The following is a 12572-nucleotide window of genomic DNA, read 5'->3' on the forward strand; positions in this document are numbered from 1 at the left end:
GGACCCCGGCGGGTACACGCCAGGAGCGAACCGGCCGAGGTCCCGAGCAGGCGGCGTGGCGCAGGGCCCCGCACGCGCCGCCCGGACCCGGGAGATGCTCAGCGTCGCCGGTCGGGATCCGAGCGATCGGTGATCAGCAGCTCGAGCGCCTCGGTGGTGGCTGGCGGCTCGAGGGCGCGCATCTCCATCGTCATCGGGCGGGGGCCGATCGCATCGCCGTCCGCGGCGACCACCAGGCTCGGCAGGAACTGCTTGGCCTCCGCGGCGCTGAGTCCGGTGGCCTGCAGCAGATCGATCGCGAGGGAGCGCAGCTGGATCGTCAGAGTCACACCCTCGAAGTGCCCGGCCCGACCCGGGCGCATCCCCTCGTCATTGCGCAGCAGCATCTCGGGGGAGAGGTAGGAGCAGAACAGGCGCAGCTTGCGCCGAGCTTCGGTGAAGTCGACATCCTCGTGCGAGACGGCGTTGCTGAGCTCGAGCACCGCATCGCGTGCGGCCAGCAGCGCATCGGCCAGCCGGGAATGGGCGTCCCCGCGCACCGCCTCGAGGAACTCCACCTCGCGACGGGCGATCACACGCATGTTACGCATGGCCCGATCGGAGCCCACCAGCAGGTGCTGCAACCGGTTCACATCGTCAGCGTGACGCAGTCCGGAGGGGGAGAAGGTCGCCATCTCGTTGGCCACGTCATTGGCGAGGGACCATTCGTCGGTGTACTTCTGGGAGACCTCGCGGAGCTTCTTCAGCGCCGCCTGCGCCACGCCGCGGTCGCCGCTGCGCGCGGAGAGCGCCAGGCTCACCAGCGTGTCCTCGAGCTCCCGATAGAAGGAGGCTGCCGCCCGGGACTGGAGCCGGCGGGGATCGCCCGAGAGCAGCAGATGGATGATGATCGCGACCACGACACCGGTGACGGCGTCCAGCGCCCGCCCGCCCGGGGTCATGGTGGGGGTGACGGGCATGATCATCACCAGCAGTGATTGGATCGCGACCTGGAACCCGAAGAGGTTGCTGGAGTCGATGAAGCGCGCCAGCATCCCGGCGCCGAAGACCACCACCAGGATCTGCCAGGTCCCGGAGCCGAGCAGCCCGCGCGCCAGCTCGCCCAGCAGCACGCCGAGCATCACGCCGCAGGACATCTCCACGATCTTGCGCATCTTCTTCTCGATGCCGAAGCCGATGATGATGAACGCGACGATCGAGGAGAAGAAGGGGTGCTCGTGGTTCCAGAGGAACCCGCTGACCAGGTAGGCGAGGGCCGCGGCGATCGCGGCTCGGCCCACAGTCAGCAGGTCTCGGTGGCCGCGGGAGACGCCCTTGAGGAACCACTGGCGCACGGTGTGGCGAGCTTGCTCGAGGAGCGCGCCCATCGTCCGGGAGCTGGAGCCAGCGGGGGCGCTGCTGCCAGGGGTGCGCGGGGTCATGCGGGCACCGGGTCCTGCAGCCGCATCTCCAGCAGCTCCTCGAGGCGGAAGCAGTCCCCGTCGCGCCCGCCCCGCCCCACGACCAGCGGGGCATAGGTCGGTGCCGGGGCGGCGCCGCGCAGTCGGGCCCGCAGACCGCCGTCGACCCGCATCACGAAGTAGTGACCCTCGGCGTCGATCGCGAGGCTGCGGTCCTTCTTGAGGTACCAGCCCTCGAGGCCGGTGCGGAGTGTGCCGCCGCCCTGGTAGGGCCGGGCGCGCAGCGCGACGGGCGAGATGCCGGCGGCATGGAAACGGTCGACGGCCTCGCGGATCATCGCAGTGGCCTGCTCGTGCTCTTGCAGGCGGGCGGCACGCATCGCCTGCTCCTTGACCTCGAACGCCTCGCGGCGGTGCCGGCTCCAGTCCTGCTCGTCACCCTCAGCTCTCATGCACCCCATTGTTCCAGTTGAGCGGCCTCTGCACCGGGCAGTGGCGTAGGAGGGCGGTGCCGGAACCGTGAGGGCGTCGTGGAGGGCGTCATGGAGAGAGCCGTGAAGAGAGCCGTGAGGAGGGCCGTGAAGCGGGTCGTGGAGGACTGTCCCTCAGAGCTTGGCGGTGGCGGGGCGGCCGCCATGCTCACGGGGCAGCACGATCGGCTCCTGGGTGGCGTCTATCCACACCGATGAGGTCTCCCCGTCGGCGTCCCCCAGGGGGACCTGGACCGAAAGCCCCGCATCCAGCGGGACGGCGCGGCGCACCACTGCCAGGGCGATCGGGCCCAGATCGGCATGCAGGGCGGCAGAGGTGACGGTCCCGACGACCTTCCCCTCCGAGCCGCCGAGCCGGATCTCGCCGCCCGGCGCGGCGGGCAGATCCTGGGAGCCGTCGAGGTGGAGCATGACCAGCCGTCGAGGTGGCTGGCCGAGGTTCAGCACCTTCGCCACCGTCTCCTGGCCGCGGTAGCAGCCCTTGGTGGTGTGCACGGTGGTGCGCAGCAGGTCGAGCTCGTGGGGGATGGAGCGCTCGTCCACCTCGCGGGCTCCGCGGGCGCGGTGATCAGCGATCCGCAGCGCCTCCCAGGAGCTCATCCCGGCCAGGTGCGAGCTCTGCCAGGGCAGCTGCTCGATCGCGGCAGCTTCGAAGACGGTGAGGACGGCGCCCACCGGGTCCTCCGGATCGGGGCCGTAGGCCACGCCGCCCGGGGCGACCTGCGGCCAGGGCTCGGACCAGACGGCGAAAGGTGCGGGCAGGCCCAGCTGAGGCAGCACCTCAGGGGCGGGGGAGAGGGCGCCGAGGACACGCAGATCGTCACGGTCGGTCAGCTCGACCCGGGCCGCGAAGCGCATCATCTCGAGGTAGTGGCGGAGCCCTGCCCGGGCGCCGGGATCGAGCACCAGCAGCAGCGCATCGTCCTCGAGCACCACGGCCGAGGCCATGTGCTCGACGCGGCCCTGCGGGGAGAGCACCGCGAGCGAGGAGGAGGAGCCGACGGGAGTGCCGGCGAGGACCTGGGTGGTGATCGTGGTCATCCAGCTGCGGGCGTCCGCGCCCCGGACCTCGAGCAGCTCGAAGTGGCCGAGGTCGACCACCGCGGTGCCGTCCAGCAGATGCCGCTGCTCGCGCAGAGGGGCCCCGTAGTGGGCGGGCACTCCCGCATCGGGTCCCTCCCCGAGGACCGCGCGGGTGCTCAGCAGGGGACGGACGACATGGGCGGGATCAGACACGGTGCAGCTCCAGAGACAGATAGGGGGCCAACGAGGTTTCGCCGGGGGGGCCGTCAGGCACCGGGAGGCGACGCTCCCACAGCCACATCAGACGACCGCGCACGTACCCGAACATGCGGGTCTCGGAGACCTCGCCGTCGGTGCTGTCGAGTGCCAGCTGGACTCGGGGGCCGCGGACCTCTCCGACCCACAGCTCCGGGCTCTCGCCGCGGCGCGTGAGATGGGCGTCGAGCCGATAGGACAGGAAGCTCGCAGGGGTGCCGGGCTTCGCGGCCTCGGACACGGCACGGTCCTGGCCGGGCAGCAGATCGCCGACGGTCCAGCTTCCCTCCTCCCGGTGCAGGAGGGTGCGCTCCCCGGAGCCCTGCCTCGCCGGCGTGGCGTCCCCCTCCGCCTCGTCGCGGGCGAAGACGCTGGTGGGCGGCAAGGGTGCGGGCAGGTCGACGCGGTGGATCAGTGAGCGCCACCGCAGGGTGCCGTCCTCGGCAGCCGTGCACTCCAGCTGCTGCTCGATGCGGGCGTCGGGGACGTCCTGATCAGGCAGCTGGAGTGCGCCGCTGCCCTCCCAGCTGCCGATCAGCCAGGCCAGGGGGTACAGCGACTCAGGAAGTGAGGTGTCAAGCGTGATGGGCATCGGTGCCGCAGGTCGCTCAGCGGTTGAACAGTCGTGTGAGCACCAGGACGGCGAAGGCGAGCGTGCCGACGCCCACCAGGACGACGAGGGCGATGAAGAGAAGCGAGAGCGCGGACATGCCCCACAGTCTATCGCCCTGGAGGCCGTGAGGAGGCGGCTGCGCGCGGCATCATGGCGGGGCGGGAACCGGCATCACACGCGGGCGTGAGCAGTGGCATCACGGCCGGGCGTGCACAGTTCAGACGAGCAGCAGCACCATCAGGTGCGCGACGACCCCGACGGTCGCCACCGGCACCGCCGCGACTGCGAGCGAGGGGACCGGTTCCTTCGCGACCAGTGAGGAGCCCACCAGCAGGTGAGCGCAGCTCGCCCCGATCGCGGTGACCAGTCCCGCGCCCGCCGCGAGCAGTGGCGCGACCCCGGCCAGGGTCACCGCGAGCACCGCGGTCACCGCGGTCCCCACGAGCGCGGACAGCAGGAACCGCAGGATCGTGGGCAGCGGGGTCGAGTTCAGCAGCAGCGTGCCGGCGAGGCCGGCGGAGATCGCGGTCACCAGCATGCCCGCACCCGCGGCGTCCGCCCCGGTCTGGGCGATCACCCAGCAGGCGGCGATCCCCACCACGAACACTCCGGCGACGGTTCCGGTGAGCGATTCGGTGAGTTCGCGCCGCTCGGCGCGCAGCATCTGGTGCACGAAGGAGGCGAGCACCCCTGCCGCGCACATCATCACGACCCCGGAGATCGGCGTGAACCGTTCCGGAGCGAGCACCGTGATCAGTGCGCCGAGGATCCCGGTCCCGGCGACCACGATCCGGGTGCCGCCGGGGGAGGGCAGCTCGAGCAGCGTCGGCCAGGCCAGCCCGATCAGCAGGGAGAGCAGCGCCACGGTGGCCGCCATCAGCGCCGGGGAGATCGCCCCGGTGAGCGAGACCACGCTCAGCAGCAGCGCGAGTGCGGCCCCGAGGGGAGCGCGCTCGGGAGCGGTCACAGGTCCTCCCAGGCAGTCGATTCCGGTCTCAGGTCACGCCGACGAGGGGTCCGCCTCGGGCGCTACAGTGGCAGTCTACGAGTGCCCGCAGGTGACGGCATACTCGTGCACCTCATCCGGCCGTCGGCCGCAGGAGGTCAGCACTGCCGCAGAGTCCCCGGAAGGACCCCATGATCATCACGGCCGCCGTGTCGGCGACGCAGCGGGACGCCGTCCGCGACCTGCTCGAGACGGCCACGCGGCACGATGGCGTTGCCGCCCTCGATGAAGCGGCCCTGCTCGCGCTCGACGGCGGCAGTGCCCAGCATCTGCTGCTCGAGGGGACGGGTGGGGGCGAGGCCGACGCCGCGCTGCTCGCCTATGCCAGCGTGCTGGCCGACGGCACCGTCCAAGGAATGGTCCATCCCGCGCACCGCCGTCGCGGTCATGGCAGCACGGTGCTGCGCGAGGCGCTCGACCTGCACCCCGATGCAGGGGTCTGGGCGCATGGCGCGCTCGAGGGATCCCTCGCCTTCCTCGCCGCCGCCGGTCTGCAGGAGACCCGCCGCCTACTCACCCTGCACCGCGACCTCGCTGCGACGCACCCGCTGCCCGCGATCCCCGCCTCGAGCCTCGAGGGGCTGCGGCTGGCGAGCTTCGAGGCAGGACGAGATGCCGAGCGCTGGGTGACGGTGAACGCCCGCGCCTTCGCCGACCATCCCGAGCAGGGGGCGCTCACCCGCGCGGACCTCGATCAGCGGCTGACACAGCCGTGGTTCGACGCCGAGGACATGCTGGTCGCGCTGCGCGATGACGAACTGGTCGGATTCGTGTGGATCAAGCGCGAGCACCCCGGTGATCGCACAAAGGACGCCGAGATCTATGTGGTCGCCACCGACCCCTCGGTGCAGGGGCACGGAGTGGCGGGTCTGCTCATGGCCACCGCGCTGGCGCGCCTGCAGCAGGGCGGGGTCCCGGGCGTGGAGCTCTACGTCGAGGCCGACAACACCCCGGCGCTGCGGCTCTACGAGAACTGGGGCTTCACCGTCTCGGGCCGCGACGTCCAGATGCGCGCGGCAGAGAGGGGCTGATCGATGCTCGTCGCCCCCGGGAAGCCACCACCCGTGCTCGCCGCCGGCGCTCTCGCCTGGCGGGAGAAGGGTGAGGGGATACAGGTGCTGCTCGTCCACCGCCCCCGCTATGACGACTGGTCGATCCCCAAGGGGAAGCTGGACAAGGGCGAGACGTTCCCGGCCGCGGCGGTGCGCGAGGTCGCCGAGGAGACCGGCTATCGGGTGCGCCTGCACCGGCCGCTCCCGGCCTCCGTGTACCTGCTGCCGGACGGCCGCACGAAGATCGTCCAGTACTGGACGGCCACCGTACGGGCGAAGATCGGTCCCGGCCCCAAGAACCGCGGTGAGGTCGACGAGGTCCGCTGGGTTCCCCTCGACGAGGCGGAGCAGCTGGTCACCCGGCAGGGCGACCAGGTGCCCCTGGTGGCGCTGCGCCGATTCCTGGACGCCGACGAGCTCAGGACCGTGCCGATCATCATCCAGCGCCACGGCGCCGCCGTCTCGCGAGCGAAGTGGCGCAAGAGCGAGGAGTCCCGGCCCCTGAACAGCAAGGGGAAGAAGCAGGCCCAGGCGCTGCCGGCCCTGCTGGATGCCTTCGACCCGGCCAGTGTGGTGAGCAGCCCCTGGCAGCGCTGCCTGACCACCGTCGAGCCGCTGGCGAAGGTCGAGGGGCTGAAGGTCCGAACCAAGGATGAGCTCACCGAGGCGGCGCATGCCGCGCATCCCTCGCGCACCGCCGCGGTGATCGATCGGGTGCTGCGCGAGGCCCGTCCCACCGTGGTGTGCACGCACCGCCCGGTGCTGCCCACCGTGATCGAGTCGGTGCGGGCAGTCGCCCAGCAAGGGGCGGCGCTCGAGCTGCCGCGGGAGGATCCGTTCCTCGCCGCCGGGGAGGCGCTGCTGCTCCACACCACTGCCGGCGGCACGGTGGTCGCGATCGAGCGTCACCTGCCGAACATCGGGTGACGAGCCTGATGCGCACGGCGAGCACACCGGGCACGACGAGCACGACGCGCATGACGCGCATGACGCGCATGACGGGTACGCCGGCCGGGACGGTCACGCCGGACTCGATGGCCAGGGCAGGCACGACGAACGACAAGACGACAGCCAGGGACCAGGGGCCAGGGGAAGGGCACGGACAGAGATGAGCGCAGGGTACGGAGGCGGTCTGCCGGACTACAACGGGGGACCCGGGAGCCGCTCCAGCGGTGAGGGACGCGGGGGAGAGCCGTTGTACGGCAGCGACCCCTATGCGCCTGACCCTTATGCGACTGACCCTTACTCAGCCGACGCCCATGCGAGCGACCCGTATGCGCAGAACCAGTTTGCGCAGGACCCGTATGCGACAGACCCGTTGGAGGCCGACGGGTTCGGCCCGGTCTTCAGCTCCTCCGCGCCGGCACAGTCCGGCGGATACGCCGTCGCCTCCTACGACTCATCCCCGCAGTACGGGTCGCAGCAGTACGGGACCCATCCGTCGGGACCTCCCGGCTATGGGCAGTTCCCGCCTCCGCTCCCGAGCTCCGGAGCGGGCATCACGGGTTTCGTTCTGGGCCTGCTGGCGCTGACCATGTGCGCCGGGCTGACCGCGCCCGTCGGCATCATCTTCGCCATGAAGGGCATGAAGGAGACGGGACCGACGGCGATCAACCCCAAGGGCGGCCGCGGCCTCGCGATCGCCGGGCTGGTGACGTCCCTGATCGGCTTGATCCCGTTCCTCTTCTTCGTGCTCTACTTCGCCTTCGTCATCGTCGCGATCATCGCCGGGGCGACCTCCGCCTGACTCGTCCGGGCACCTCCGCCTGGCTCATCCAGGTCAGGCCCGCACGGTCTGCTCCCGGTGGAGCAGGCCACTCCCGCGCTCCGTGACGAGCAGCACTGTGACCTGTTCGTATCCTGGTTCTGACCTGCAAGTTCATGCTGCCCGGTGGGGAGTTCACCTGCTGTTCATGCGAGAGCGGGCGGCCTGTCATCTGCCCTCCTTAGCGTCCCCGCTGTCAGAACTTCCAGTAGGACAGCATCCGCGGGCCCCCGGCCCCGAAAGGACTCGCAGTGAAGGTTCGCAAGAACAAGCTCGTCTCGCTCGCCGCACTCGGACTCATCGGCGGCCTCGCGCTGACCGCTTGTGGTGGGGGTGCCGAAGCAGAGAACGGCGGCAACGCCGGCTCGGACAACGGTGGCGCCTCGGCAGGCGGCTACGCCGAGCTGACCGGCAACCTGGCCGGCTCCGGCGCGTCCTCCATGCAGAACGCCCAGAACGCGTGGACCGAGTCCTTCATGGGCCTTGTGGGGGCCGAGGGTGGCGACATCCAGGTCACCTACGACCCCACCGGCTCCGGCACCGGCCGAGAGCAGTTCCTCTCCGGCCAGGTGAAGTTCGCGGGCACCGATGCCGCCCTCGACGAGGAGGAGCTCGCAACCTCCGCCGAGACCTGCAACGGTGAGCAGGCGTTCAACCTCCCCGTCTACATCTCCCCGATCGCGGTCGTCTTCAAGCTCGACGGCGTCGAGGATCTGAACCTCTCGCCCGAGGTGATCGGCGGGATCTTCGCCGAGACCATCACCACCTGGAACGACCCGGCGATCGCCGAGCTCAACCCCGACGCCACCCTGCCCGATCTGCCGATCGTCCCGGTCCACCGCTCGGACGACTCGGGCACCACCGAGAACTTCACCGAGTACCTCTCGGAGAACGCTCCCGAGGCGTGGAGCCACGGCCCGATCGAGACCTGGCCGATCGACGGCGGCCAGTCCGGTGACGGCACCTCCGGTCTGATCTCCGCGGTCGAGGGCGGCAACGGCACCATCGGCTACGCCGACGCCTCGCAGGCCGGCAACCTCGGCACCGCCGCCATCCAGGTCGGCGAGGAGTTCGTCCCGTTCAGCTCCGCCGCCGCGGCGAAGTCTGTGGATGTCTCGCCGCGCGAGGAGGGTCGCGCTGAGAACGACATCGTCGTGGCACTGGACCGCACCACCACCGAGTCCGGTGTCTACCCGATCGTCCTGATCTCCTACCTCGCGCTGTGCGGCTCCTACGCCGACTCCGCCGAGGGCGAGGCCGTCAAGGCCTACGCGTCCTACATCATCTCCGAGGACGGCCAGGCTGTCGGCGAGCAGAACGCCGGCTCCGCACCGATCTCCGAGGAGCTGCGCACTGAGGCTCAGGCATCGATCGACGGCATCACCGTCGGCTGACCTGCCCTTGCACACCCGTGACTCGGCACTCTGCACCACTCCACTGCCCGTGAGCTCTGAGGAAGGCCCCTATGAGCACCACTGATGTCGAATCGGAATCACTGACCGCACCGCCCTCGTCCATGAGGACCAGCGGCCGGCGCATCGGCGACTCGATCTTCTCCTACCTGAGCATCGGCTCGGGCATCCTCATCTTCCTCACCCTCGCCGCAGTGGCCGTCTTCCTCACCACCGAGTCGATGCCGGCTGTCATCGCGAGCCAGGAGTTCTCGGGCACCGCGGAGTTCTCTCTCATCGAGACCGCGCTGCCGTTGATCTTCGGCACCGTGCTCGCCTCCGCGATCGCTCTGGCCATCGCGATCCCGATCTCCATCGGCATCGCCCTGTTCATCTCGCACTTCGCACCGCGCCGTATGGCCTCGGGCCTGGGCTACATGATCGACCTGCTGGCCGCGGTGCCGTCGGTCGTCTATGGCCTCTGGGGCGGCATCTGGCTGGTTCCCAAGATGGAGCCGCTGTACGTCTTCCTCAACACCTACTTCGGCTGGATCCCGCTGTTCGGCGGCGATCCCACCGCGCCGATGCGCAACCTCGCCTCCGCCTCGGTGGTGCTCGCCGTGATGGTCCTGCCGATCATCACCGCGGTCTCCCGCGAGGTGTTCCTGCAGACCCCGCGCCTGCAGGAGGAAGCCGCGCTCGCTCTCGGCGCGACCCGCTGGGAGACCATCCGGACCGTCGTGCTCCCCTTCGGGCGCGGCGGTGTCGTCGCCGCCTCGATGCTCGGGCTCGGCCGCGCTCTCGGAGAGACCATGGCCGTGCTCATGATCCTCGCCCCGGGCGCGACCTTCTCCTTCCACATCCTCGAGGTGGGACGCCACAACTCGATCGCTGCGAACATCGCGTCCAAGCAGGCGGAGGCGTCCGGCGTGGACATGTCCCTGCTCATCTTCACCGGCCTGGTGCTGTTCGTGCTGACGTTCATCATCAACGCACTCGCCCGGTGGATCGTCGCCCGCAGCGGCCCCAAGAGCTGAGAGGTCACCATGAGCTCCTCCACATCCGTGCAGACCCCCACCTCGGTCCGGTCCACCGACGAGCGCCGGCTGCCCTGGTACCACCTGGTCTTCACCGGTCTCGCCGGGCTGCTGGTCGCGGTCGCCGTGCTGTCCATCGTCGACGCCCTGTCGGTCGCGAGCGCGATCCTGCTCGGCTTCGTCCTGCACCTGCTGTTCGGCTGGGCCTACTCGCTGCTGCGTGAAGGTCCGCGCTGGGCCAAGGACCGCCTGATGACCCTGCTGGTCATCGGGGCCTTCGCCGTCTCGATGTTCCCGCTGCTCTCGCTGCTCTGGGCGGTCGTCGGCAGGGGCCTGACCCGCGTTCTCGCGGCCAAGCCCAGCATCCTCGCCTTCTGGACCACCGACATGTCCGGGATCATCGGCGGCGCCGACGCGGGCGGCGTGTTCCACGCCACCGTCGGCACCCTGCTGATCACCCTGTGGGCCTCGATCATCTCCATCCCCGTGGGCCTGTTCACCGCGATCTTCCTGGTGGAATACGCGGATCAGGGCTGGAAGAAGACCCTCGGCACGGGCGTCACCTTCCTGGTCGATGTCATGACCGGGATCCCGTCGATCGTCGCGGGCCTGTTCGGCCTGGCGCTGTTCATCGCCTTCATGCCGGACCAGAGCGTGCGCATGGGCATCATGGGCGCGGTCGCGCTGTCCCTGCTGATGATCCCCACCGTGGTGCGCAACAGCGAGGAGATGCTGCGCCTGGTCCCGATGGATCTGCGCGAGGCCGCCTACGCCCTCGGCGTGCCGAAGTGGCTCACCATCGTCAAGGTCGTGCTGCGCACCGCCATCGCGGGCCTGACCACCGGTATCACCCTCGCCATCGCCCGCGTGATCGGCGAGACCGCCCCGCTGCTGCTGACGGTGGGCATGGTGACCTCGGTGAACTGGAACATGTTCGACGGCCGCATGGCGACACTGCCCACCTTCATCAACCAGCAGTACCGCAACGGCAACGCGAACTGCATGAGCGATACGGTGACCAACCCGGTCAACCAGGAGGTGTACGCCTGCTCGATCACGACGAACATCGATCGTGCCTGGGCCGCCGCCTTCACCCTGATCATCATCGTGATGGTGCTCAACATCGCCGCCAGAATGGTCAGCCACTACTTCTCCCCGAAGCTCAGTCGCTGAGCTGTCGCCCTACGCGAAAGGACATCTGATGGCAGCCCCCCAGCCCATCAACGTCGAGGACCTCAACATCTACTACAGCGACTTCCTCGCTGTGGAGGATGTCAACGTCCAGATCCGGCCCCGTTCGGTGACAGCCCTGATCGGCCCCTCCGGCTGCGGCAAGTCGACCTTCCTGCGCACCCTGAACCGGATGCACGAGGTGATCCCGGGCGCCTATGCAGAGGGCAGGGTCGAGATCAACGGCGAGGACATCTACGACTCCAAGGTCGACCCGGTCAACGTGCGCCGCCGCGTGGGCATGGTGTTCCAGAAGGCGAACCCCTTCCCGACCATGTCGATCCGCGACAACGTGCTGGCCGGGGTGAAGCTCAACAACCGCCGGATCTCCCGCACCGCGGCAGATGAGCTCGCCGAGCGGGCGCTCAAGGGCGCGAACCTCTGGAACGAGGTCAAGGACCGCCTGGACAAGCCCGGCATGGGCCTCTCCGGCGGCCAGCAGCAGCGCCTGTGCATCGCCCGCACCATCGCGGTGCAGCCCGAGGTGGTGCTGATGGATGAGCCGTGCTCGGCGCTGGATCCGATCTCGACCCTCGCGATCGAGGACCTGATCCACGAGCTGAAGCAGGAGTACACGATCGTGATCGTGACCCACAACATGCAGCAGGCCTCCCGCGTCTCGGACCGCACCGGCTTCTTCAACATCGCCGGCACCGGCAAGCCCGGGCACCTCATCGAGATCGACGACACCGACACGATCTTCACCAACCCGTCGAACAAGCAGACCGAGGACTACATCTCCGGCCGCTTCGGCTGATCCGGCCCGGTCGAGACACCCCGGCGCCCGACGAAACACGCCGGGCCCGCCGAAGCGCGCCGGGCCCGCCGAAGCGCGCCGCGCCCCGCCGAACACGCCGGCAGCAGCCGTGACACGCCGCGCCCCGCCGGAACACGCCGGCGGCCCCCGCTCGAGAACACCGATATCTCCCGTTTACGGTAGGTATCGGTGTTCTCGTTCGGCGTGCCGCGCTACGCATGCGCGCGGTGTACGCGCGCAACTCGTGCGCGCTTTACGTGCACGTTCGGCGCGCGTGTTCGGTGTGCCGCGTGGTGGGGCGGGCGTGGCCCGCAACGCGTCCCCGCGCCGGTCAGTCCGGCCCCCGGATCCCGGTATCTCGCGCCGGTCAGCCCCGCACCGGATCCCGGTATCCCGGGCGGGTCAGACCAGGGTCTGACCCGTGACGGGTGGAACGGCCCCCGGGGCGGATGCGGCGAGAGCGGTGCGCGCGGGAATCTTGGGGCATGAACACCAGCCCGCTCGCACACACGGCCCTTTCCACACCGACGCCCGCCCCGCTCCCGGCGTCGC

The 12572-nt window shown here is 69.9% G+C and carries 12 protein-coding genes; 7 read left to right on the forward strand and 5 right to left on the reverse strand.

Features of this window, described 5'->3' with window-relative positions:
- Positions 1–98: 98 nt before the first annotated feature.
- The 5 genes from ACT3T9_RS03015 to ACT3T9_RS03035 form a co-directional block, all read right to left on the reverse strand.
- Positions 99–1421: an FUSC family protein gene (locus ACT3T9_RS03015; RefSeq protein WP_441443180.1), complete on the reverse strand. Its 1323-nt coding sequence runs from the start codon at positions 1419–1421 to the stop codon at positions 99–101.
- Complete coding sequence (locus tag ACT3T9_RS03020; RefSeq protein ID WP_444600940.1) at positions 1418–1852, reverse strand: hypothetical protein; 435 nt, start codon at positions 1850–1852, stop codon at positions 1418–1420. The genes ACT3T9_RS03015 and ACT3T9_RS03020 overlap by 4 nt, the downstream gene beginning before the upstream one ends.
- 153 nt (positions 1853–2005) lie before the next feature.
- Positions 2006–3127 (reverse strand): CAF17-like 4Fe-4S cluster assembly/insertion protein YgfZ, encoded by a 1122-nt coding sequence (gene ygfZ / locus ACT3T9_RS03025; RefSeq protein WP_441443178.1) that lies wholly within the window; start codon positions 3125–3127, stop codon positions 2006–2008.
- A complete protein-coding gene (locus tag ACT3T9_RS03030) occupies positions 3120–3761 on the reverse strand; it encodes an FABP family protein (RefSeq protein WP_441443177.1) in 642 nt (213 codons plus the stop codon). The genes ygfZ and ACT3T9_RS03030 overlap by 8 nt, the downstream gene beginning before the upstream one ends.
- A 238-nt stretch (positions 3762–3999) precedes the next feature.
- Entirely contained in the window at positions 4000–4749 is a 750-nt protein-coding gene (locus tag ACT3T9_RS03035; protein WP_441443176.1) for a hypothetical protein, read from the reverse strand.
- A 170-nt stretch (positions 4750–4919) separates the two neighbouring features.
- Here ACT3T9_RS03035 and mshD point away from each other — a divergent pair, with 170 nt between their 5' ends.
- The 7 genes from mshD to pstB all read left to right on the forward strand — a co-directional run bounded on the left by mshD (position 4920) and on the right by pstB (position 12020).
- Entirely contained in the window at positions 4920–5819 is a 900-nt protein-coding gene (gene mshD / locus ACT3T9_RS03040; protein ID WP_444605941.1) for a mycothiol synthase, read from the forward strand.
- A 3-nt stretch (positions 5820–5822) separates the two neighbouring features.
- On the forward strand, positions 5823–6767 hold the full coding sequence (locus ACT3T9_RS03045) for an NUDIX hydrolase (protein WP_441443174.1): 945 nt from the start codon (positions 5823–5825) through the stop codon (positions 6765–6767).
- Between the two features lie 181 nt (positions 6768–6948).
- The gene (locus tag ACT3T9_RS03050; RefSeq protein WP_444605942.1) at positions 6949–7587 is read left to right on the forward strand and encodes a DUF4190 domain-containing protein; all 639 of its coding nucleotides are present in this window, start codon (positions 6949–6951) and stop codon (positions 7585–7587) included.
- 269 nt (positions 7588–7856) lie between these two features.
- Positions 7857–8999, forward strand: coding sequence for a phosphate ABC transporter substrate-binding protein PstS (locus ACT3T9_RS03055; protein ID WP_441443172.1), 1143 nt, complete (start codon positions 7857–7859; stop codon positions 8997–8999).
- Positions 9000–9070: 71 nt separating this feature from the next.
- On the forward strand, positions 9071–10033 hold the full coding sequence (gene pstC, locus ACT3T9_RS03060) for a phosphate ABC transporter permease subunit PstC (protein WP_441443171.1): 963 nt from the start codon (positions 9071–9073) through the stop codon (positions 10031–10033).
- Between the two features lie 9 nt (positions 10034–10042).
- Complete coding sequence (gene pstA / locus ACT3T9_RS03065; protein WP_444605943.1) at positions 10043–11206, forward strand: phosphate ABC transporter permease PstA; 1164 nt, start codon at positions 10043–10045, stop codon at positions 11204–11206.
- Between the two features lie 28 nt (positions 11207–11234).
- A complete protein-coding gene (gene pstB / locus ACT3T9_RS03070; protein WP_441443169.1) occupies positions 11235–12020 on the forward strand; it encodes a phosphate ABC transporter ATP-binding protein PstB in 786 nt (261 codons plus the stop codon).
- The last annotated feature ends 552 nt before the right edge of the window (positions 12021–12572 follow it).

This window comes from Brachybacterium sp. AOP29-B2-41 (assembly GCF_052378395.1).
Taxonomy (GTDB): domain Bacteria; phylum Actinomycetota; class Actinomycetes; order Actinomycetales; family Dermabacteraceae; genus Brachybacterium.

Coding starts and splice junctions, on each gene's coding strand:
- pstC (WP_441443171.1), top strand. CDS start 9,071: ATGAGCACCACTGATGTCGAATCGGAATCACTGACCGCACCGCCCTCG.
- mshD (WP_444605941.1), top strand. CDS start 4,920: ATGATCATCACGGCCGCCGTGTCGGCGACGCAGCGGGACGCCGTCCGC.
- ACT3T9_RS03030 (WP_441443177.1), bottom strand. CDS start 3,761: ATGCCCATCACGCTTGACACCTCACTTCCTGAGTCGCTGTACCCCCTG.
- ACT3T9_RS03015 (WP_441443180.1), bottom strand. CDS start 1,421: ATGACCCCGCGCACCCCTGGCAGCAGCGCCCCCGCTGGCTCCAGCTCC.
- pstA (WP_444605943.1), top strand. CDS start 10,043: ATGAGCTCCTCCACATCCGTGCAGACCCCCACCTCGGTCCGGTCCACC.
- ACT3T9_RS03045 (WP_441443174.1), top strand. CDS start 5,823: ATGCTCGTCGCCCCCGGGAAGCCACCACCCGTGCTCGCCGCCGGCGCT.
- ACT3T9_RS03050 (WP_444605942.1), top strand. CDS start 6,949: ATGAGCGCAGGGTACGGAGGCGGTCTGCCGGACTACAACGGGGGACCC.
- ACT3T9_RS03020 (WP_444600940.1), bottom strand. CDS start 1,852: ATGAGAGCTGAGGGTGACGAGCAGGACTGGAGCCGGCACCGCCGCGAG.
- pstB (WP_441443169.1), top strand. CDS start 11,235: ATGGCAGCCCCCCAGCCCATCAACGTCGAGGACCTCAACATCTACTAC.